The 20679-nt window shown below is 58.0% G+C and carries 19 protein-coding genes and 1 pseudogene; 11 read left to right on the top strand and 9 right to left on the bottom strand.

Annotation, left to right across the window (positions count from 1 at the left end; all coding sequences use genetic code 11):
- Window positions 1-8 precede the first annotated feature (8 nt).
- The 3 genes from ACQKPC_RS18655 to ACQKPC_RS18645 all read right to left on the bottom strand — a co-directional run bounded on the left by ACQKPC_RS18655 (window position 9) and on the right by ACQKPC_RS18645 (window position 3170).
- On the bottom strand, window positions 9-767 hold the full coding sequence (locus ACQKPC_RS18655; protein ID WP_192345280.1) for an alpha/beta hydrolase family protein: 759 nt from the start codon (window positions 765-767) through the stop codon (window positions 9-11).
- Entirely contained in the window at window positions 757-1866 is a 1110-nt protein-coding gene (locus ACQKPC_RS18650) for a DUF3182 family protein (protein WP_427625856.1), read from the bottom strand. The genes ACQKPC_RS18655 and ACQKPC_RS18650 overlap by 11 nt, the downstream gene beginning before the upstream one ends.
- 308 nt (window positions 1867-2174) lie before the next feature.
- Complete coding sequence (locus tag ACQKPC_RS18645; RefSeq protein ID WP_427625855.1) at window positions 2175-3170, bottom strand: GlxA family transcriptional regulator; 996 nt, start codon at window positions 3168-3170, stop codon at window positions 2175-2177.
- Window positions 3171-3271: 101 nt separating this feature from the next.
- On the opposite strand from ACQKPC_RS18645, the gene ACQKPC_RS18640 reads away from it, so the two are divergent.
- From ACQKPC_RS18640 to ACQKPC_RS18595, 10 genes are all read left to right on the top strand, one after another.
- Complete coding sequence (locus tag ACQKPC_RS18640; protein WP_427625854.1) at window positions 3272-3820, top strand: cysteine hydrolase family protein; 549 nt, start codon at window positions 3272-3274, stop codon at window positions 3818-3820.
- A 331-nt stretch (window positions 3821-4151) separates the two neighbouring features.
- On the top strand, window positions 4152-4733 hold the full coding sequence (locus tag ACQKPC_RS18635) for a YjfI family protein (protein WP_088500343.1): 582 nt from the start codon (window positions 4152-4154) through the stop codon (window positions 4731-4733).
- A 24-nt stretch (window positions 4734-4757) separates the two neighbouring features.
- Complete coding sequence (locus tag ACQKPC_RS18630) at window positions 4758-5456, top strand: PspA/IM30 family protein (protein ID WP_427625853.1); 699 nt, start codon at window positions 4758-4760, stop codon at window positions 5454-5456.
- Window positions 5457-5620: 164 nt separating this feature from the next.
- Window positions 5621-6184 carry a rhomboid family intramembrane serine protease gene (locus tag ACQKPC_RS18625; RefSeq protein WP_063342386.1) on the top strand — a complete coding sequence of 188 codons (564 nt, stop codon included), beginning with the start codon at window positions 5621-5623 and terminating at the stop codon, window positions 6182-6184.
- A gap of 71 nt (window positions 6185-6255) precedes the next feature.
- Window positions 6256-7290 (top strand): ion channel, encoded by a 1035-nt coding sequence (locus ACQKPC_RS18620; RefSeq protein WP_427625852.1) that lies wholly within the window; start codon window positions 6256-6258, stop codon window positions 7288-7290.
- Entirely contained in the window at window positions 7277-7951 is a 675-nt protein-coding gene (locus tag ACQKPC_RS18615; protein WP_427625851.1) for a DUF2491 family protein, read from the top strand. The genes ACQKPC_RS18620 and ACQKPC_RS18615 overlap by 14 nt, the downstream gene beginning before the upstream one ends.
- A gap of 15 nt (window positions 7952-7966) precedes the next feature.
- A complete protein-coding gene (locus tag ACQKPC_RS18610; RefSeq protein ID WP_192345271.1) occupies window positions 7967-8395 on the top strand; it encodes a DUF350 domain-containing protein in 429 nt (142 codons plus the stop codon).
- A 19-nt stretch (window positions 8396-8414) separates the two neighbouring features.
- Window positions 8415-9140, top strand: coding sequence for a DUF1190 domain-containing protein (locus ACQKPC_RS18605; protein ID WP_007896804.1), 726 nt, complete (start codon window positions 8415-8417; stop codon window positions 9138-9140).
- A gap of 12 nt (window positions 9141-9152) precedes the next feature.
- A complete protein-coding gene (locus tag ACQKPC_RS18600) occupies window positions 9153-10310 on the top strand; it encodes a glutathionylspermidine synthase family protein (protein WP_218398902.1) in 1158 nt (385 codons plus the stop codon).
- Window positions 10311-10415: 105 nt separating this feature from the next.
- Window positions 10416-12620: an OsmC domain/YcaO domain-containing protein gene (locus ACQKPC_RS18595; protein WP_427625850.1), complete on the top strand. Its 2205-nt coding sequence runs from the start codon at window positions 10416-10418 to the stop codon at window positions 12618-12620.
- A 72-nt stretch (window positions 12621-12692) separates the two neighbouring features.
- Here the strand turns inward: ACQKPC_RS18595 and ACQKPC_RS18590 are convergent, their stop codons facing one another.
- Window positions 12693-13217: a single-stranded DNA-binding protein gene (locus tag ACQKPC_RS18590; protein WP_007896798.1), complete on the bottom strand. Its 525-nt coding sequence runs from the start codon at window positions 13215-13217 to the stop codon at window positions 12693-12695.
- Window positions 13218-13226: 9 nt separating this feature from the next.
- Window positions 13227-14624 carry an MFS transporter gene (locus ACQKPC_RS18585; protein ID WP_427625849.1) on the bottom strand — a complete coding sequence of 466 codons (1398 nt, stop codon included), beginning with the start codon at window positions 14622-14624 and terminating at the stop codon, window positions 13227-13229.
- Between the two features lie 191 nt (window positions 14625-14815).
- On the opposite strand from ACQKPC_RS18585, the gene uvrA reads away from it, so the two are divergent.
- Window positions 14816-17650: an excinuclease ABC subunit UvrA gene (gene uvrA / locus ACQKPC_RS18580; protein ID WP_008073888.1), complete on the top strand. Its 2835-nt coding sequence runs from the start codon at window positions 14816-14818 to the stop codon at window positions 17648-17650.
- A 62-nt stretch (window positions 17651-17712) separates the two neighbouring features.
- Here uvrA and bfr read toward each other — a convergent pair whose 3' ends face one another.
- From bfr to ACQKPC_RS18560, 4 genes and pseudogenes are all read right to left on the bottom strand, one after another.
- Window positions 17713-18177, bottom strand: a complete 465-nt coding sequence (gene bfr / locus ACQKPC_RS18575) for a bacterioferritin (protein WP_007896795.1) — start codon at window positions 18175-18177, stop codon at window positions 17713-17715.
- Between the two features lie 155 nt (window positions 18178-18332).
- Window positions 18333-19781 carry a catalase gene (locus ACQKPC_RS18570; RefSeq protein WP_427625848.1) on the bottom strand — a complete coding sequence of 483 codons (1449 nt, stop codon included), beginning with the start codon at window positions 19779-19781 and terminating at the stop codon, window positions 18333-18335.
- Window positions 19782-20020: 239 nt separating this feature from the next.
- A complete protein-coding gene (gene rplQ / locus ACQKPC_RS18565) occupies window positions 20021-20407 on the bottom strand; it encodes a 50S ribosomal protein L17 (RefSeq protein WP_007896790.1) in 387 nt (128 codons plus the stop codon).
- 42 nt (window positions 20408-20449) lie between these two features.
- Window positions 20450-20596: pseudogene (locus tag ACQKPC_RS18560) on the bottom strand (DNA-directed RNA polymerase subunit alpha C-terminal domain-containing protein); the annotation flags it as partial.
- Window positions 20597-20679: the final 83 nt, after the last annotated feature.

Here is a 20679-nt window from a genome sequence, read left to right as displayed (position 1 = left end):
CACAAATCTCAACTCGACTGAATAATGCTCAACCGCTCACCCACCACCATTTCCGTGATCCAGCCCACCAGGATTGAGGTATACGCCTGTTGTGAGACCGGCTCGCTCAAGGCGTGATCGGCGCCGTCGATAATCCGGTGAGTCAGCGAGTGGGTCTGCTGACACGCCGCGCGGTAACTCATGATGGTCGCGTGGGGCACATAGGCGTCGGTCTCGGACTCCACCAGCAATACATCCCCGGTAAATTGCGAGCAGGCATGCAGTGCGCGATTGCTGTCGGCGCTGACCCGCGTGCTGCGGTAATCGCGCAGATCGAGCTTGTCCAGTTCACGCTTGGGTGTGTGCCAAAAGTCGTCGCGATACAACGCCGGCACCCGCAGCGCCAGCCAGCGCACCGGGCGCAAGGACGTCAGGATTGCCGCCAGATAACCACCATAACTGGTGCCGACCACGGCGATCGCAGACGTGTCGAGCGCCGGATGGGCGAGCAGTCGATCGTAGGCCGCCAGCAGGTCACGCAGATTGTCTTCGCGGGTGACCCGGGATAATGGAATACCGGTCCCGCCGGTGTGGCCACGCAAGTCGAATGTCAGGCACACGCAACCCAACCCGGCGATGCCTTTGGCGCGTTCCAGGTCGCGCTCCTGACTACCGCCCCAGCCGTGTACGAAAAGCACACCCGGGACTTTCGATTTGGGGCTGAGGAAGGTTCCGCTCATCTGTTCATCGTCGATGTCGATCGCAATGGTTTCGCTTCTAGCCGTCATAGGATTTGACCGTTACGTACTTGAGAAGAAAGTCACTGTGTTCCGCAGGCCCCCGGTAGACCTCGATGGCGTTGGCCGGCAGCGGTCGATCGGTGTAGGTTTCGACCGACGACACGCGAATCGCGCGCAAGCCGGGGTTGTTGACGAAGCTCTGCAGCGCCGCGACTTCAGCACTGCTGGCACCGCCCAGGCGCCAGGACTGTTCGAGCACTCCGCTGCGTTGTTTGCCATCGCAATCCAGCCCCTGGGCGATGTCGTAGTTGCGCCGTGAGGCATAGAAACCGGGGTAGGCTTCATCGGCCGCGCTGTCGAATACCTGCGCTTGCTGGATCGCCAGCCTCGTGTCGTCCGGGAGTTCCAGCGCCAGCAGGTCCTCGTAATAACCCTGCACCACCAACAGATTGGACCCTCCATAAACCTGCTCGCCCTGACCGTCTTCGGTCAAGTATTGATCACCGCAATAACTCAGCACTTTGTCGCCGATAAAACTCTGACCGACGCTATGGGTGACCACCTCGGTCAAGTCTTGTTCCAGCACCACGCCGTCGGTGAACAATGTTTTGGCATCGGGGCGAGCGAGGATGGCGTCGAACTGGTCGAGGCTTTTGATCACTTCCTGACCACGTCCGGCGCAGGCATGAATAGGCTTCATGCGGATCGGACCGCTGTAGAGCAGGTGCTCCGCTGCCGGGCGGGCATCCTCCAGGGAGAACACGCTGAGGCCATCGAGCACGACGCTGCGTACCCGTTCGGAAAACAACGACGACCAGCCTTCGGGCGCGAACGCATAGCGATTCAACAACCCATGGCTGATGGCTTTGGTGCAGATGAAATCGTGGTCGACGTAACCGCCCCACAAATCCTCCGGCCCTTTGACACCCAGCTGCCGGGCGGCAGCAACACCCACCAACGTCTGGGTCGGCAACAGATAAATGTCCCGGCCGCTATGCAGCTGTGGGTCGTAACTGCCGCCGTATTCGAGCCCGACGACTTGCGCCAGCCAACGAGCGAGTGCGTGATTGGTTTCGACTTCGTGCAGCGGGGCATCAGGGCGTACCGAATGGGCGAGCACCAGTTTCTTGCGGTTTGTTGGGGTCATGCGTTCCCCTTCAATTTGCGCTTGATGAATGTAGCTGAAGGAGGTGCAGAGATCAGGCCAACGGCGATTGGAGAGAAACGGGTTTCAAATCAGCCGTTTGTGAAATACGCGATAGCACAAGGCCTGTTTTATTCTGCACGACACCTTTCAATACTCCCGGCATTTTGCACGACTCAAAACTTGCCACCTAACCCATGTGGGAGCGAGCCTGCTCGCGATAGCGGCCTGACATTCCAAGTTTATGTTGAATGACACACCGCTATCGCGAGCAGGCTCGCTCCCACATTTTTTGATCTGGTGTGCTCTGATTACCGAGCCATGGCGGCAGTCGGCATCACCCCAAACCGCGCCCGGTAATCACTCGGCGCCAGCCCGGTAATTTTTTTGAACGTAGCCCGAAACGCACTCGGGTCCTGGTAACCCACGGTCCAGGCAATGTGATCAATGGTGCCGTTGGTGAATTCGAGCATTTCCCGCGCCTTGCCAACTCGCAGGTGCTGGCAGTACTCGGTGGGTTTCAACCCGGTTGCCGCACGAAAACGCCGCAGGAAGGTGCGCTCTTCCAGCCCCGCCCGTTCGGCCATCGCTGCCAACGAGACCTCGGTTGCGCCGGTGCTTTGCAGCCAATGCTGGACCTTGAGAATCGAGGCATCGCCATGGTTGAGAATCGGTGAAAAATTACTGCCGCACTCGCTCGCGCTGTCGCTGTGTTCCACCACCAGAAAACGCGCCGTGCCGGTGGCGATGCTCGGCCCGAGCAAGCGGTTCACCAATCGTAATCCCAGCTCTGACCAGGCCATCAAGCCGGCGGTGGTGATCAGGTCACCATCGTCGACAATCGGCGTGTCAGCCTTGAGCTTGATCGCCGGGTAACGCTCGGCGAAAGCCTTGGCCGAGGTCCAGTGGGTAGTCGCGCTACGGCCATCGAGCAAGCCACTTTCAGCCAACAGAATAGAACCCACGCAGACCCCGCCGAGGGTTGCACCGTTGGCATGTTGCTGACGAAGCCAGCGAATCAGCCCTTGGGGCGCCTGCCCCTCGGAAAAACCTCCGATCGAGGGCGGGATCAATACGGCAACCAATGCGCCGGCCGGGCCGGGATCAGTGTCATAGACCCGCTCGGGCACTTGATCGCCCTCGACCTGCCAGTGACTGACCCGCAGCAACGGTAGCTGCGCCGCCTGATGCTCGGCGGCGATCCGGTTGGCCACGCCGAACAGGTCCGTCAGCCCATGCACCGCAGCCATCTGCGCACCGGGATAGATCAGCACTCCCAGTTCGGCGACTGCCCTTTCTACACCCATTGTCAGTTTTCCCCCTTCTATTGTCGGTGCGGCCAATCCTCGGACGGCCAGCAAAACCTAATACTTGATTCACACCCAACAAACACTTCGAGGAAACACTCATGGCCAAGCAAGCACTCATCGTAGTCGATATCCAGAACGACTACTTCCCCCAGGGCAAGTGGCCGCTGGTGGGCGCCGACGCCGCAGCGGACAACGCCGCACGGATGATTCAGGCGTTTCGCGAGGCCGGTGATCCGGTGGTGCATATCCGCCACGAATTTACCTCCGACGCAGCCCCATTCTTCACCCCGGGTTCCGACGGCGCGAAGTTGCACCCTAAAGTTCTCAACCGCACAGACGAGACGGTCGTGCTTAAACATTTCGTCAACTCGTTCCGCGAAACCGAACTGGAAGCCATCCTCGACCAGCAAGACATCGAACACTTGGTAATCGTCGGCAGCATGAGCCACATGTGCATCGACGGCATCACCCGCGCCGCGGCCGACCAGGGCTATACCGTCACGGTGATTCACGACGCCTGTGCCACCCGAGACCTGGAATTCAACGGCGTCACCGTCCCGGCCGCCCACGTTCACGCCGCCTTCATGTCGTCCCTGGGTTTTGCTTATGCGAGCGTGGTGTCCACTGACGACTTCCTGGTTGGTTAAGTGAGAAACCTGTGGGAGCGGGCTTGCTCGCGAAAGCGGTGTATCAGACAACATCAATGTTGACTGTCTCGCCGCCTTCGCGAGCAAGCCCGCTCCCACATAACCTTCTTTTGTCATACGCCTGTGCAACAGTCGAAAAATCTCACGCGTGAGCTATTGAGGTCCGCAAAAATTGCCTGTAGTGTTTCTCACGCGTGAGATTTTTCACAACGAGGTCAGCATCATGAAAAGCAGCTCTCCATCAGATCCGCCTACCGGATCTGTTACCGATTCAGCGAGCCAAAAGGGAGAGCGCTCGAAACCGGCCGCGAAAAAACCATCCAGCTTCTACATGAAGCAGATGCGCGCGGGCTTGGGTGCCGCCGGGTATGTGAAACACGAGACTTGGGTGCTTCCCGAAAACCGAAGCCTGCTCAAGCAGATGGAGAAACAGCTACGCCAACCGATTCTGGCTGGCTCATTCATGTCGGAGAATTACATGAGCGCAGGTAATAACTGGAACATCGATCGCCTCTACAGCGCCCTTCAGGCCCTCGACGAAGTGGTTTCGAACGACATCACCCTCTCCCTCGTTCAAGGTTCCGAGTCCAGCATCAAGCTGGAAATGAACGATTTCGGTGGCTTGCCGATTTACATCGCGGTGGTTGGCGATCAGGTCATCGTGGATACCGTTCTGGTCGATGTCGAGTCCATCAACGACGTACCGGCATTCAACGATGCCGTTCTGCGCAGCCGGGAAATGTTCCCGCTGTCCTCGATCGGTATCGAGTCCATGCCCAACGGGCAGATCGTTTACAACATGTTCGGCGCACTCAGCTCCGACTCCAGCCTGACCAACGTCGTGACCGAGGTCAAAACCCTCGTCGACAACGTCCAGCGCGCCAGCGAAGCCTTTGAACGTTTCTTCATCTAATTTTTCGGGAACAGGAAATATCCAATGACTCAGTCCATCTGGAGCAAATTGTTCACCGCGCTGCGTGGCGGTGCCAACGAAGTCGGCGAATCGATCGTCGACCAACAGGCCCTGCGCATCCTCGACCAGGAAATTCGCGATGCTGACAGTGCGCTGGCCAACGCCAAGCGTGAGCTGGTCACCATCATGGCCAAGCACAAACTGTCGGCTGATCGCGTCAGCGAGTACAACGCCAAGATCAAGGATCTGGAATCCAAGGCCCTGGCCGCGATCCAGGCCAACCGCGAAGACCTGGCACTGGAAGTGGCCGAAGCCATTTCGACCCTGACCAACGAACTGGATGTCGAGCAAAAGCAGGCCACCGAATTCGGCGGTTACGCGGACAACATGCGCAAAGACATCACCAAGGCCGAAAACCGCATCAAAAGCCTGCGTCAGCAAGTGGACATGGCCAAGGCGCGTGAAAGCGTACAGAAAGCCCAGGTCAGTGCTTCGATCGCCAGTGGCGGCGCCAACGGCAAGCTGGAAACCGCCGTCGGTACGCTGAACCGCCTGCAAGCCAAGCAGCAGCAACGCGCCGCGGAACTGGAAGCCCAGGACCAACTGGCCGATGCGTCGACCGGTACCGACCTGGAGCGCAAGCTGCGCGATGCCGGCATCACGCCGAACGAAGGCAGCGCCAATGCGATTCTGGAACGCCTGAAGAAAAAATCGGCTGAGTAACCGACTCAAGTGCCGAATGCATAACCTGTGGGAGCGAGCCTGCTCGCGAAGAGGTAGTGTCAGTCGACATCAATGTTGCCTGACAAAACGCTTCGCGAGCAGGCTCGCTCCCACAATGGATTGCGTTTCATTTTTCGTCGAGTCGAGTTGAGTCGAGGTCACGGATGGATGCCCTGAAGGGTTTCAAGACAATCGCGGGCGTGGCCCTCTTCATGGTCGCGCTGCAACTGCTCAATGTGGCGACCGGCTACAGCCTTATTGCCTTCGGCCTGGTCCCGAGAACATGGCAGGGACTGGTCGGCATCATCACCTCGCCTTTCTTGCATGGGTCCTTTGCGCACCTGAGCACCAACCTGATTGCCTTTTTGATCCTCGGTACTTTGGTCATTGTCGAAGGGCTCAGCCGCTTCATGGCCGTCAGCGCTATCATTATTCTGCTGGGCGGCTCACTGGTCTGGCTGTTCGGTTTTGCAGGCGTTCACATCGGTGCCAGCGGATGGGTATTCGGGCTGTGGGCGTACCTCCTGTCGCGCGCCTGGTTCCAAAGAAGCTGGAGCAACCTGATAACAGCCAGTGTCGTGGTCCTGCTCTATGGCGGCCTGATTTTTGGCTTCCTTCCTCGCCAGGGCATGTCTTTTGAAGGACATATCTTTGGTGCGATCGCCGGATTTATTGCAGCCAAGGTACTGTTATCTACGCCGCGCAGCAGGTTTAATGCCACCCGGTAACCGCATTTGAGCACTCAGACGCCAGAGCGATTACGTCGCCAGGAATGAGCCCCCACGGAGTCAGGGATGTAATGTCGATTTTCCTTTTATTGCGCACGTACGCCTCGTCCTTCTTCCATCGGTTCGGCTGGGCAGGCCTGGCCATTGCGCTGGGTATACACATAAGCACGGCCTATATCGGCCTGGTGCTTCTGGGCGAACAACACCTCACCGCTCCCGCCACGTTTACCTATTTCTATCTCACCACCACGCTCACCGTCGGCTATGGCGATCTTGCGCCACAGACAGCCGCGGGACGAATTTTCGTGGCCACCTGGGTCATGCTCGGTGGCATTGCGCTGCTGACGGCAGCCATCGGCAAAACCACCAGCAGTGTCATCGATGTATGGAGAAAAGGCATGAAAGGCAAAGGCGATTTCACCGGCAAGGTCGGCCATACCGTACTCATCGGCTGGGAAGGCGCGTCCAGCGAGCGGGTCATTGAATTATTGCTGCAGGACGAAACCTCCAATGACAACCTGATCGTCATTTGCGATTGCGACCTCGAAGAAAATCCCATGCCGGGCAAAGCGGACTTTATCAAAGGCGAAAGCCTGTCCTCTGCCGCGCTGTTGCTGCGGGCCGGTGTTCCCGGTGCCGAACGCGTGCTGGTGCGAACCCATTCAGACGACCTGACCCTGGCCACCGTGCTGGCAGTCAATCAACTGGGCCCTGTCGGCCATGTGGTCGCCCACTTCAATGAAAGCGAAATCGCCGCCCTTGCCAGCGCCTACGCGCCCAGCCTGGAATGCACCTCAAGCATGGCCATCGAGATGTTGGTACGCGCCTCCCAGGATCCTGGCTCATCCGCGGTCATCAATGAATTGCTATGCGTGGGTCAAGGCGCCACCCAGTACCTGATGAAACTGCCCGAGACCTTTGAAGCCACGTTCGGCGATCTGTATGCACAGATGAAAGAACACCACAACGCGACCCTCATCGGCTACCGCGCCAAAGGCGCCCGGCAGCCTTGGATCAACCCGCCCGGCACCACTCGCGTTGAGGGCGGCGAACTCTTCTACATCGCCTCCTCTCGCCTCAAGGAAATCACCAATGGGATGGTTTAAACAGTTGATGGGGCTTGAGGCCCCGAAAGCGAATACGGAATCGAAATGGACAGCCAACGAAACCCTGCCCGCCATCGGTCCGCTGGGCCTGGCATTGGGCAAGGGCGTGATGTTCGACACCACCCTGAAATTGTTGCTCGATGGCAACACCGATGTGGTCATCCCTGGCTCCCAACAGATCTGGAGTGCTGGCACTGTTGATCTCGGGCAGTCGACCTGGCTGTCACGCTATTACATGAACGACGAAGACTACTGGCTGCAAGTGCACACCACCGGCGACATTGCCGGACAGGTCGAGTCGGTGATCCTGTTCAACTACCTCAGTTACGTCACCATCAACAGTGAAGCGGAGCTGCGTCGACTGGCCGGCCCTCAAAGCCTGATCGGCCTGCCGACCTACACCCACAACGGTGTCGAATACACCCGCGAATGGGGCACCGAGAACGGCCAGACGGAACTGGTGGCGCTGAGCGAACACCTGAAAAACCCGGATGAGTCCTACAGCATCGAGCACCGTTCGATGCTGTACGCCCGCGAAACCGGCCTGACCGATCGCCGGGAATTCCTGCTGTTTTCCGTCGAAGAAGACGCCGAAGGCACCATCAGCTTGAGCACTTCGCTGGGCATTTCGTTGTACACCACTGACCTGAACACTTTTTAAATAAGGAAGAAGTCCATGCTTGAAGCGCTCTCCATCTCCCTGAACAAAGCCGCCGTGCTCGGGTTTGTTTTGTACATCCTCGGTGCCGCCGTATTGTTCGCGCTGTTCCAGTTCATCTACACCCGAATCACCCCGCACAAAGAGTTCGAACTGATCCGTTCTGGCAACGTTGCGGCCTCGATCGCACTGGGTGGCGCCATCATCGGTTTCGCCATTCCGGCCAGCAATGTGATCGCCTACTCGATCAGCATTCTGGACTTCGTCGTCTGGGCAGTGATCGCCGCTTTCGTACAACTGCTGGCTTTTCTTGTGACCAGCCTGGTGCTTAAAGGCGCCTCTGAACGGATTAAGAAAGGCGAAATCGCTGCGGGCATCTATGTCGCGGCAGTGGCCATCAGCGTCGGCATGTTGAACGCCGCCTGCATGACCCCTTCCCAGAACTGATTGCGCCACGGAGATCCCGATGAAACGAAGCAAGTACGTTCAGCTCTCGCTGGCCGCGTCGGTCGCCATGGCCATATCAGGCTGCGGGCAAGCGGAAAAAACCTACCCGGTGCAGAAGAAATACAACTTCCAGTCCGTTCAGCAGTGCGCCGATGAAAAGCTCCCGGTGGACGTCTGCTCTGACGCCTACATGAGCGCCATGGCCGAGCACCGCCGCATCGCGCCGGTCTACGACAACCAGGCCGATTGCGATGCCGACTTTGTCGCCGACTGGTGCCAACAGGATTCCGCCGGCAAGTTCATCCCCAAGCTGGGTGGTTTCGAACTGACTGCCGATGGCGAGGTAACACAATCCCAAGTGGACGCAGCCAAGGCTCAATTACCAGCCTCGGAAGCGAACAGTGGAGGCTCCGGGTTCTCCGGCACCAGCCTGCTGACCGGCCTGCTGATCGGCAACATGCTGAGCAGCAACCGCAACAGCTACTTCTCCGAGCCGGTCTACCGCTACCGCGATGATCGCGGCAACTATGGCTCCTCGACACTCAACCAGCGGATTTCCAAAGGCTCAACCTTTACCAAGTCCAATCAGGCGAGGTATGGCAGCAGCAGCTACGCCGACTCAATCCGTTCCGGCAGCAAGCCGATGTCCGTTGCCTCATCCACCTCCCGTGGCGGCTTCGGCAGCAAAGCCAGCGCCCGCAGCGGCTGGGGCGGTTCGAGTAGTGCTGGCCGATCTAGCAGTTAAGGAACGAGCACCATGAAGAAGATCCTCTGCGCAGAGCGTCATGACTGGAAACAGACCGCCGAATCTCTTGGTTTTCTGTTCCATACCATCGACGACGAACCCTATTGGGACGAGAGCGCGTATTACCAATTCACGCTCAAACAGATCGAGAACGATCTCGAAGACCCGACCACCGAGATCCATGAGATGTGCATGGACCTGGTGGCCCGCGTGGTTCAGAGCGAGGAGCTGCTGGAGCGCCTGAGCATTCCCGCGCCATTCTTCGACATGGTTCGCACTTCATGGCTCGAAGGTCACCCGCACCTGTATGGGCGTATGGATTTCTCCTACAACGGCAGTGGGCCCGCCAAGCTGCTGGAACTCAACTACGACACGCCGACCAGCCTGTATGAGGCCGCGGCGTTTCAATGGGGCTGGCTGGAGCAATGCATCGAACGCGGCTTGCTGCCCAAGCATGCCGACCAGTTCAACAGCATTGACACCAAGCTGCATCAGGCCTTTGCCCAGCTGCAGCTCAAACAGCCCTTCTATTTCGCCTCGATGAAAGACTCGGTCGAAGACAAAGGCACCACCGACTACTTGCGCCTGATCGCGGAAAAGGTCGGCATCGAATCGCGACACATCGATATCGAAGACATCGGCCTCACCGCTGAAGGACGTTTCGTCGATTTAGAAGATCGCTGGATTCCTCACCTGTTCAAGCTGCATGCCTGGGAGTTCATCTTCCACGAGCCCTTCGGTGCAGCGATTGCCCAGAGCGACACCCAGTTTTTCGAGCCGGCCTGGAAATCCATCATCTCCAACAAGGGCATCCTGCCGCTGCTGTGGGAGTTCAACAAAGGTCACCCTAACCTGCTCGCGGCACACCTGGATGCCGACCCGAGCAAAGCGGTGCCCAAAGGTTGGGTGCGCAAACCGTTCTTCTCCCGGGAAGGCGCCAACATCGAGTTGCAAACGGCTGACGGTCTGATCGTGAAAGAGGACGGGCCCTACACCGACGCGCCATTTATCCTTCAGGAGTTCGCCCCACTGCCGAAGTTTGGCGACAGCTTTACGCTGGTGGGTTCCTGGGTCATTGGCGATCAGGCAGCCGGTATTGGTGTGCGGGAAGACAACAGTTTGATCACCAAGGATTCGAGCCGCTTCTTGCCGCACCTGATACTCGACTGACCCATCCATCGCCGGTGTGGACATAAGTACGATGTCCGCAAGACTTACGGCTGAAATACCGGATAATGGCGGCCATTCGTTTAGCCGTTATTCTGGTAATCCCCCATGGAAATCAAGGTCAACTTTCTCGACAACCTTCGACTTGAAGCCAAGTTCGATGACTTCACGGTGGTGGCCGATCAACCTATCCGCTACAAGGGCGATGGCTCGGCACCGGGTCCGTTCGATTACTTCCTGGCTTCGTCGGCGTTGTGTGCGGCTTATTTCGTGAAGTTGTACTGCGACACTCGCAGTATTCCCACGGATAACATCCGCCTGTCGCAGAACAACATTGTTGATCCGGAAAACCGCTACAACCAGATTTTCAAAATCCAGGTCGAGTTGCCGGCGGACATCTCCGACAAGGACCGTCAGGGCATCCTGCGTTCCATCGACCGTTGCACCGTGAAAAAAGTGGTGCAAGCCGGGCCTGAGTTTGTGATCGAGGAAGTCGAAAACCTCGACGCCGATGCCCAGGCGTTGCTAATGCCTGCGTCCAGTTCAGAGGCGAGCACTTATATCGCGGGCAAGGATCTGCCGCTGGAGCAAACCATCGCCAATATGTCGGCCATTCTGGCGGACCTGGGCATGAAGATTGAAATCGCCTCGTGGCGCAATATCGTGCCCAATGTGTGGTCGCTGCACATCCGCGATGCGCACTCGCCGATGTGCTTTACCAACGGTAAGGGTGCAACCAAGGAAGGCGCGTTGGCGTCGGCGTTGGGCGAGTTTATCGAGCGACTCAACTGTAACTTCTTCTACAACGACCAGTTCTGGGGCGAAGACATCGCCAACGCAGCGTTTGTGCACTACCCGGACGAACGCTGGTTCAAGCCTGGCCGTAAAGATGAGCTGCCAACTGAAATTCTCGACGAGTACTGCCTGAAGATTTACAACCGCGACGGCGAACTGCGTGGTTCCCATCTGATCGATACCAACTCGGGCAATGAAGAGCGCGGCATCTGCTCGCTGCCGTACGTGCGCCAGTCGGACGGCGAGGTGGTGTATTTCCCGTCCAACCTGATTGAAAACCTGTTCCTGAGCAACGGCATGAGTGCCGGTAACACGCTGGCCGAAGCCCAGGTGCAGTGCCTGTCGGAGATCTTCGAACGTGCGGTAAAACGCGAAATCATCGAAGGCGAATTTGCCCTGCCGGATGTGCCGGCCGATGTGCTGGCGAAGTACCCCGGGATACTGGCCGGTATTCAGGCGCTGGAAGCGCAAGGGTTTCCCGTGTTGGTGAAGGATGCGTCCCTGGGAGGTGAATTCCCGGTGATGTGCGTCACGTTGATGAACCCGCGTACCGGCGGTGTGTTCGCCTCGTTCGGCGCGCATCCGAGCCTGGAAGTGGCGCTGGAACGCAGCCTGACCGAATTGCTGCAGGGCCGCAGCTTCGAAGGCCTCAACGACTTGCCTCAGCCGACGTTTGAAGGGCATGCGGTGACCGAGCCGAACAACTTCGTCGAGCACTTCATCGACTCCAGCGGCGTGGTGTCGTGGCGCTTCTTCAGTGCCAAATCGGATTACGAATTCGTGGAGTGGGACTTCTCCGGCCAGGGTGAAAACTCGAACGCAGAGGAAGCCGCGACCTTGTTCGGCATTCTCGAAGGCATGGGCAAGGAAGTGTACATGGCGGTCTACGAGCATATCGGCGCGAAGGCGTGCCGCATCCTGGTGCCGAACTATTCGGAAATCTATCCCGCGGACGATCTGATCTGGGATAACACCAACAAAGCGCTGTTCTTCCGCACCGACATCCTGAACCTGCATCGCCTGGACGAAGACGAACTGAAAGCGCTGATTGAGCGTCTGGTGGAAAGTGAGCTGGATGACTACACCGACATCACCTCCTTGATCGGCATCGAATTCGACGACAATACGGCTTGGGGTCAGCTGACGATCCTGGAGTTGAAGCTGCTGATTTATCTCGCCTTGCAGCAATTCGAAGAGGCGAAAGAGGCGGTGGAAATGTTCCTGCAGTACAACGACAACACGGTTGAGCGTGGCTTGTTCTACCAGGCCGTCAATGTGGTGCTGGAGATGAAGCTGGACGAAGACCTGGAACTGGAAGACTACGAGGCCAATTTCCGCCGGATGTTTGGCAACGAGCGGACGGATGCAGCAATCGGATCGGTAGACGGCAGCGTGCGTTTCCATGGCTTGACGCCGACCAGCATGAAACTGGAGGGGCTCGACAGGCACCTGCGGTTGATCGACAGCTACAAGAAACTGCACTCGGCACGGGCCAATGTGGCCACTTTATTCAGTTAACAGCGCCCACAAAAAAGCGAAGCCAGATCACTGGCTTCGCTTTTTTTTATTACTGACTGGATAGCTGCTTTTTTAGAACGGGATATCGTCATCAAAGCTGTCGAAATCCGGAGCCGGCTGAGGAGCGGCCTGCTGCTGTGGAGCCGGACGCGACTGTTGCGGTGCCGACTGCTGCGGACGCGGAGCCTGTTGGCGTGGAGCCGGGGCGGACTGCTGGTAGTTATTGCCCCCGCCTTGTTGGTCGCCCTGCTGTGGACGGCCGCCCAGCAGTTGCATGGTGCCTTGCATGTCGACCACGATTTCAGTGGTGTAACGCTTGATACCGTCTTTTTCCCACTCGCGGGTCTGCAGCTTGCCTTCGATGTATACCTGCGAACCTTTGCGCAGGTATTCGCCGGCAATTTCGGCAACCTTGCCGAACATCGAAACACGGTGCCATTCGGTCTTCTCGACCTTCTGACCGGTTTGCTTGTCGGTCCATTGTTCGCTGGTCGCCAGACTCAGGTTGGTCACCGCGTTACCGTTAGGCAAGTAGCGAACTTCGGGATCCTGGCCGCAAGTGCCGACCAATATGACTTTGTTAACCCCACGGGCCATAACGTTCTCCTAGGCTACGCACGCTGCCCCGGCCGGGTTGTTCACCAGGCGCTCAAGGGTGGTGCGATCCAATAGTTCTGTGTCCAATTTGATGTAAATCGCCGCTTCATCTTCGACGATCACTGCATCTGTTACCCCTACGACGGCCTTCAGGCGCTCGACCAGACCCGCTTCGCGGATCGCCTCGGGCGACAACGGCAAGCGCAGGCTCGTGACGTAAGGTGGTTCGCGCATGGTAACAGCAAAGGCCAGCCAGAGGGCAGCCAGGCCGGCGCATCCGAGGAATACAACCGACAAACCGCCGTGCTGGAACATCCAGCCGCCGAGGATCCCGCCCAGTGCCGAACCGAGGAACTGACTGGTGGAATAAACCCCCATCGCTGTGCCCTTGCCGCCTGCCGGTGAAACCTTGCTGATCAGCGAGGGCAAGGAGGCTTCCAGCAGATTGAACGCGGTGAAGAACACCACCGTACCAATCACCAGAGCCCGCAAGCTGTCGCCGAACTGCCAGAAGAATAGCTCAGTGAGCATCAGCGTCACGACGGCACCGAGCAAAACTCGTTTCATTTTGCGTCGCTTCTCGCCGTAGATAATGAACGGGATCATGGCGAAGAAGGAAATCAGCAACGCGGTCAGGTACACCCACCAATGCTGCTCTTTGGGCAGTCCGGCTTTTTCGACCAGGGCCAGGGGCAATGCAACGAAGCTCGACATCAACATCGCATGCAACACAAAAATACCCAGGTCCAGGCGCAGCAGGTCCGGATGCTTGAGTGTCGGTATCAGCGCCTGGCGCGCGACGCCGGATTCACGGTGCTGCAACGGCCCGGTTGCACGCGGCACCATGAACATCACGATGACGATGCCGACCAGCGCCATGCCACCGGTGGCGAAGAACAACCCGGACAGGCCGAAGACGCGGGTCAGCAATGGTCCTACAACCATGGCGACAGCGAACGACAGACCGATCGTCATGCCGATCATGGCCATGGCTTTGGTCCGATGCTGTTCCCGGGTCAGGTCTGACAGCAACGCCATCACCGCCGCGGAAATCGCCCCGGCGCCTTGCAGGATGCGTCCGGCGATAACGCCCCAGATCGAATCGGCACTGGCCGCCAGCACGCTGCCCAGGGCGAAGATGATCAGCCCCAGGTAAATCACCGGACGACGACCGATGCGGTCGGAAATGAAGCCAAAAGGAATCTGAAAGATCGCCTGGGTCAGGCCGTAAGCGCCAATCGCCAACCCGATGAGGGCCGGGGTCGCTCCTGCCAGGTCCATCCCATAGGTCGCCAGTACCGGCAACACCATGAACATGCCAAGCATACGGAAGGCGAACACCAGGGCCAGCCCGCTTGCTGCGCGGGTCTCACTGCCACTCATGCGTTCGCTGTGGGGATCGTGCATGGAAAAACCTCATGTGAACCGGCGGCGATTCTACCAGTCCCATCGATTGACGGGGTATATCGCGACGCTATGACGCGTATAGATGACACAGTCTTCATGCAAGGCTGCGCGCCCCGCATTCGATAGTGTGCATCCATCCAGTATTTGGCCGTATACTCCTACGTTTTCGACGCCCGCCGAGCGAGGCCACTTTGGACAAGATCCTGATTCGTGGGGCCCGAACCCACAACCTGAAGAACATCGACCTGACCCTGCCACGGGACAAACTGATCGTCATCACCGGCCTGTCCGGATCCGGCAAGTCGTCCCTGGCCTTCGACACGCTGTACGCCGAAGGTCAGCGCCGTTATGTCGAATCGCTGTCGGCTTACGCCCGGCAATTCCTGTCGATGATGGAAAAACCTGACGTCGACACCATTGAAGGTCTGTCGCCAGCGATCTCCATCGAACAGAAGTCGACCTCGCACAACCCGCGCTCGACGGTTGGCACCATTACCGAAATCTACGACTACCTGCGCCTGCTCTACGCTCGCGTCGGTATTCCGCGCTGCCCGGATCACGACATTCCGCTGGAAGCCCAGACCGTCAGCCAGATGGTCGACCTGGTGCTGGCACAACCGGAGGGCAGCAAACTGATGCTGCTGGCCCCGGTGATCCGTGAGCGCAAAGGCGAACATCTTTCGGTCTTCGAAGAACTGCGCGCCCAGGGTTTTGTACGAGCCCGGGTCAACGGCAGATTGTGCGAGCTGGACGAGCTGCCGAAGCTGGATAAACAGAAGAAGCATTCGATCGACGTCGTGGTCGACCGCTTCAAGGTCCGCGCTGATCTGCAACAACGCCTGGCCGAATCGTTCGAGACCGCGCTGAAACTGGCAGACGGTATCGCTCTTGTGGCGCCAATGGATGACGAGCCCGGCGAAGAAATCATCTTCTCCGCGCGCTTTGCCTGCCCGATCTGCGGCCACGCCATCAGCGAGCTGGAACCCAAGCTGTTTTCCTTCAACAACCCGGCCGGCGCCTGCCCGACCTGCGATGGCCTGGGGGTTAAACAGTTCTTCGACACCAAACGACTGGTGAACGGTGAACTAACCCTGGCCGAAGGTGCGATTCGCGGCTGGGACAGGCGCAACGTCTATTACTTCCAGATGCTTGGTTCGCTGGCCGCCCACTACAAGTTCAGCCTTGAAGTGCCGTTCAACGACCTGCCGGCCGATCAGCAGAAATTCATCCTGCATGGCAGTGGCTCGCAGAACGTCGACTTCAAATACCTGAACGACCGTGGCGACATCGTCAAACGTTCGCACCCGTTCGAAGGCATCGTGCCAAACCTGGAACGCCGCTACCGCGAAACCGAATCGGCTTCGGTCCGTGAAGAACTGGCCAAATTCCTCAGCACCCAGCCCTGTCCCGATTGCCGTGGCACCCGTCTGCGTCGCGAGGCGCGGCACGTGTGGGTTGGCGAGAAGACCTTGCCGGCTGTAACCAATCTGCCGATTGGCGACGCGTGTGAATATTTCGGCGTACTGAAACTGACAGGTCGCCGTGGCGAGATTGCCGACAAGATTCTCAAGGAAATCCGCGAACGCCTGCAGTTCCTGGTCAACGTTGGCCTGGACTATCTGTCACTGGATCGCAGTGCCGACACTCTGTCCGGCGGCGAAGCCCAGCGGATCCGTCTGGCCAGTCAGATTGGCGCCGGTTTGGTGGGGGTTCTGTACATTCTCGATGAACCATCGATCGGTCTGCATCAACGGGACAATGACCGATTGCTGGGCACCCTCAAACATCTTCGAGACATCGGCAACACGGTGATCGTGGTCGAGCACGACGAGGACGCGATTCGCCTGGCCGACTATGTGGTGGATATCGGCCCGGGCGCGGGTGTACACGGTGGGCATATCGTCGCCGAAGGTACGCCGGCCGAGGTCATGGCTCACCCTGATTCGCTGACCGGCAAGTACTTGTCGGGGCGAGTAAAGATCGCAGTGCCAGCCAAACGCACGCCGCGTAACAAGAAGTTGTCGCTGGCCCTCAAGGGCGCTCGCGGCAACAATTTGCGCAATGTCGATCTGGAGATTCCGATCGGCCTGTTGACCTGCGTGACGGGTGTTTCCGGTTCAGGCAAGTCAACGCTGATCAACAACACACTGTTTCCTTTGAGCGCTACCGCACTTAATGGGGCAACGACCCTGGAAGCGGCTGCTCACGACAGCATTAAAGGCCTGGAACATCTGGACAAGGTTGTGGACATCGACCAGAGCCCGATCGGTCGCACGCCACGCTCCAACCCCGCAACCTATACCGGGCTGTTCACGCCGATTCGCGAGTTGTTCGCCGGCGTGCCGGAATCGCGCTCCCGCGGTTACGGGCCGGGGCGTTTCTCCTTCAACGTGAAGGGCGGACGCTGCGAAGCCTGTCAGGGCGATGGCCTGATCAAGGTGGAAATGCACTTCCTGCCGGACATCTATGTCCCGTGCGACGTCTGCAAGAGCAAGCGCTACAACCGCGAGACGCTGGAGATCAAGTACAAGGGCAAGAGCATCCACGAAACCCTCGAGATGACCATCGAGGAAGCCCGGGTGTTCTTCGACGCGGTTCCAGCCTTGGCGCGCAAGCTTCAGACGTTGATGGACGTAGGCCTTTCCTACATCAAGCTGGGGCAATCGGCGACGACGCTGTCCGGCGGTGAAGCCCAGCGGGTGAAACTGTCTCGTGAGCTATCCAAGCGTGATACTGGCAAGACCCTGTACATCCTCGATGAGCCGACCACCGGCCTGCACTTTGCGGATATCCAGCAACTGCTCGACGTGTTGCATCGTCTGCGCGACCACGGCAATACCGTGGTAGTGATCGAGCACAACCTGGACGTGATCAAGACCGCCGACTGGTTAGTGGACCTGGGGCCGGAGGGCGGTTCCAAGGGTGGGCAGATCATTGCCGTCGGAACGCCTGAAGAAGTGTCCGAGATGAAGCAGTCGCATACCGGCTTCTACCTCAAGCCACTGCTGGAGCGTGATCGGGCCTGAATCCGACTCCAAAAAAAGCCCCTGTCACTTTCTCAGTGACAGGGGCTTTTTTATTGGTGCAATCAGGCGTGAGATTGCAGGTAGTTCTCGAGACCGATCAACTTGATCAGACCCATCTGCTTTTCAAGCCAGTAGGTGTGGTCTTCTTCAGTGTCATGCAATTGAACCCGCAGCATCTCGCGGCTGACATAGTCCTTGTGCTGCTCGCAGAGTTCAATGCCCTTGCAGAGCGCGGCGCGGACTTTGTATTCCAGGCGCAGGTCAGCGGCGAGCATGTCCGGCACAGTGGTGCCAACATCAAGGTCGTCCGGACGCATGCGAGGCGTGCCTTCGAGCATCAGAATTCGACGCATCAGGGCATCAGCGTGCCCGGCTTCTTCTTCCATCTCGTGGTTGATACGTTCGTAGAGCTTGGTGAAACCCCAGTCCTCATACATCCGCGAATGGACGAAATATTGATCACGGGCTGCCAGTTCGCCTGTCAGCAACGTGTTGAGGTAATCGATTACGTCTGGGTGACCCTGCATCGCCCTACATCTCCCTGCTTGAAAGTCTGTAGTTTGAACCAACCTGACCGGAAGGTCACTCGCCCGACGCTATAAAAGCGAAGATATTCTTAGAAAAGCAGCTTAAATAACGCAAAAACCGCCCAAATGAGGGCGGTTCTGCTTATCGTTTAGACTTAGCTAAGCTGTACGTTGAGTGCCTTTGCGATTGCTTCTCCATACGCCGGGTCGGCCTTGAAGAAATGCTGCAATTGGCGATCAACCACATCGCTGGAAACACCAGCCATTGCGCCGGCAATGTTGCTGATCAGCAGCGTTTTCTGCTCATCGCTCATCAGGCGGAACAGCGCACCAGCGTGGCTGTAGTAGTCGGTATCTTCGCGATGATCGTAACGATCAGCCGCGCCACTCAAGACCAAAGCGGGTTCCGCGTAGCGCGGTGCCTGTTTCGGTGATTCTACGTAACTGTTCGGCTCGTAGTTCGGCGCTGCGCCGCCATTGGCGCCAAACGCCATGGAGCCGTCGCGCTGGTAAGTGTTGACCGGACTGCGAGGCGCATTCACCGGCAGTTGCTGGTGATTGGTCCCCACACGGTAGCGGTGAGCGTCAGCGTAAGCGAACACGCGACCTTGCAGCATGCGGTCAGGCGACAGACCGACACCCGGAACCATGTTGCTCGGGCCGAACGCCGCCTGCTCGACTTCAGCGAAGTAGTTCAGCGGATTGCGGTTGAGTTCAAGCTCACCCACCTCGATCAATGGGAACTCTTTCTGCGACCAGGTCTTGGTCACGTCGAACGGGTTCTCGTAATGAGCCTCGGCTTGGGCCTCGGTCATGATCTGGATATTGACACTCCATTTCGGGAAATCACCGCGCTCAATGGCGCCGAACAGATCACGTTGCGCGTAATCCGGATCAGTACCCGCCAGGCGTGCTGCTTCTGCCGGAGCGAGGTTCTTGATCCCCTGCCTGGTTTTGTAGTGCCACTTCACCCAGTGACGTTCGCCATTGGCGTTGATCAGGCTGTAGGTGTGACTGCCGAAGCCATGCATGTGGCGATAGCCATCAGGGATGCCGCGGTCCGAGAACAAAATGGTGATCTGGTGCAACGCCTCAGGCGAGTGCGACCAGAAATCCCACATCGCCTGCGCACTTTTCAGGTTGCTTTGCGGCAGGCGCTTTTGGGTGTGAATAAAGTCAGGGAATTTCAGCGGGTCGCGAATGAAGAACACCGGTGTGTTGTTACCGACGATGTCCCAGTTGCCTTCTTCTGTGTAGAACTTCAGGGCAAAACCGCGTGGATCACGCTCGGTATCAGCCGAACCGCGTTCGCCGCCCACAGTGGAGAATCGCAAGAATGTCGGGGTTTGTTTGCCGACGGACTCAAACAGCTTGGCACTGGTGTACTCGGTGATGTCGCGAGTCACGGTGAACGTACCGTAAGCACCCGAACCTTTGGCGTGTACACGACGCTCAGGGATGTTTTCACGGTTGAAATGAGCAAGCTTCTCGATCAGGTGGAAATCGTCGAGCAGCAAAGGGCCACGAGGGCCGGCGGAGCGGGAATTCTGGTTGTCGGCGACAGGAGCGCCACTGGCGGTCGTAAGCGTTTTGTTTTGGCTCATGCGATCTCATCCTCTGTCAGTTTTGGAACTGCCGGCTAATCGGCGTGGGAGGGAGTATTGACCATCAATCATGACACCTACAAATTCATTAATTTGCAGACATCAATAGAAAAATACTACCAACAATCCCGCTCATATACTGAAGGCATGAACCGCAAAGAAGCTTGTACAAACAGCGCGTTTCTTACACGCACAAAAAACCGGGCGCTAGGCCCGGTTCTTTGTTTCAGACTGACGTCTTACTCAGCGGATACAGCTTCACCGCCGACAGGACGATCAACCAACTCGACGTACGCCATAGGCGCGTTGTCGCCAGTGCGGAAGCCGCACTTGAGGATGCGCAGGTAGCCGCCCTCACGGGTAGCGTAACGCTTGCCCAAGTCGTTGAAGAGCTTACCAACGATAGCTTTCGAACGAGTACGGTCGAAAGCCAGACGGCGGTTAGCCAGACTGTCTGTCTTGGCCAAAGTGATCAGCGGCTCAGCAACGCGACGCAGTTCTTTGGCTTTTGGCAGTGTAGTTTTGATCAGCTCGTGCTCGAACAGCGACACCGCCATGTTTTGAAACATGGCCTTGCGGTGCGAGCTGGTGCGGCTCAGGTGACGACCACTTTTACGATGACGCATGGTTCATTCCTTACCAAACACAACGTTCGGTGATTACGACGATCAGGCAGTCGCCTTGTCGTCCTTCTTAAGACTTGCAGGCGGCCAGTTGTCGAGGCGCATGCCGAGGGACAGACCGCGGGAGGCCAGAACGTCCTTGATTTCAGTCAAGGATTTCTTGCCAAGGTTCGGAGTCTTCAGAAGTCGTAGTGCCCTGCCCAGGAGTTGACCACTTTGATCGCCTCGAACGCCGGCACTCGCTCGGCGAGAATCGGCCAGACCTCTTCGTCAAA

Origin of the sequence: Pseudomonas sp. NPDC089918, assembly GCF_050280605.1 — a bacterium.
Lineage (GTDB): Bacteria > Pseudomonadota > Gammaproteobacteria > Pseudomonadales > Pseudomonadaceae > Aquipseudomonas.
This window is presented reverse-complemented; position numbering and strand designations above follow the sequence as displayed.

Bases quoted from the DNA above. Each gene is read 5' to 3' on its own strand.
- ACQKPC_RS18655 (WP_192345280.1), bottom strand. From the start codon at position 767: ATGACGGCTAGAAGCGAAACCATTGCGATCGACATCGACGATGAACAG.
- ACQKPC_RS18650 (WP_427625856.1), bottom strand. From the start codon at position 1,866: ATGACCCCAACAAACCGCAAGAAACTGGTGCTCGCCCATTCGGTACGC.
- ACQKPC_RS18645 (WP_427625855.1), bottom strand. From the start codon at position 3,170: ATGGGTGTAGAAAGGGCAGTCGCCGAACTGGGAGTGCTGATCTATCCC.
- ACQKPC_RS18640 (WP_427625854.1), top strand. From the start codon at position 3,272: ATGGCCAAGCAAGCACTCATCGTAGTCGATATCCAGAACGACTACTTC.
- ACQKPC_RS18635 (WP_088500343.1), top strand. From the start codon at position 4,152: ATGAAGCAGATGCGCGCGGGCTTGGGTGCCGCCGGGTATGTGAAACAC.
- ACQKPC_RS18630 (WP_427625853.1), top strand. From the start codon at position 4,758: ATGACTCAGTCCATCTGGAGCAAATTGTTCACCGCGCTGCGTGGCGGT.
- ACQKPC_RS18625 (WP_063342386.1), top strand. From the start codon at position 5,621: ATGGATGCCCTGAAGGGTTTCAAGACAATCGCGGGCGTGGCCCTCTTC.
- ACQKPC_RS18620 (WP_427625852.1), top strand. From the start codon at position 6,256: ATGTCGATTTTCCTTTTATTGCGCACGTACGCCTCGTCCTTCTTCCAT.
- ACQKPC_RS18615 (WP_427625851.1), top strand. From the start codon at position 7,277: ATGGGATGGTTTAAACAGTTGATGGGGCTTGAGGCCCCGAAAGCGAAT.
- ACQKPC_RS18610 (WP_192345271.1), top strand. From the start codon at position 7,967: ATGCTTGAAGCGCTCTCCATCTCCCTGAACAAAGCCGCCGTGCTCGGG.
- ACQKPC_RS18605 (WP_007896804.1), top strand. From the start codon at position 8,415: ATGAAACGAAGCAAGTACGTTCAGCTCTCGCTGGCCGCGTCGGTCGCC.
- ACQKPC_RS18600 (WP_218398902.1), top strand. From the start codon at position 9,153: ATGAAGAAGATCCTCTGCGCAGAGCGTCATGACTGGAAACAGACCGCC.
- ACQKPC_RS18595 (WP_427625850.1), top strand. From the start codon at position 10,416: ATGGAAATCAAGGTCAACTTTCTCGACAACCTTCGACTTGAAGCCAAG.
- ACQKPC_RS18590 (WP_007896798.1), bottom strand. From the start codon at position 13,217: ATGGCCCGTGGGGTTAACAAAGTCATATTGGTCGGCACTTGCGGCCAG.
- ACQKPC_RS18585 (WP_427625849.1), bottom strand. From the start codon at position 14,624: ATGCACGATCCCCACAGCGAACGCATGAGTGGCAGTGAGACCCGCGCA.
- bfr (WP_007896795.1), bottom strand. From the start codon at position 18,177: ATGCAGGGTCACCCAGACGTAATCGATTACCTCAACACGTTGCTGACA.
- ACQKPC_RS18570 (WP_427625848.1), bottom strand. From the start codon at position 19,781: ATGAGCCAAAACAAAACGCTTACGACCGCCAGTGGCGCTCCTGTCGCC.
- rplQ (WP_007896790.1), bottom strand. From the start codon at position 20,407: ATGCGTCATCGTAAAAGTGGTCGTCACCTGAGCCGCACCAGCTCGCAC.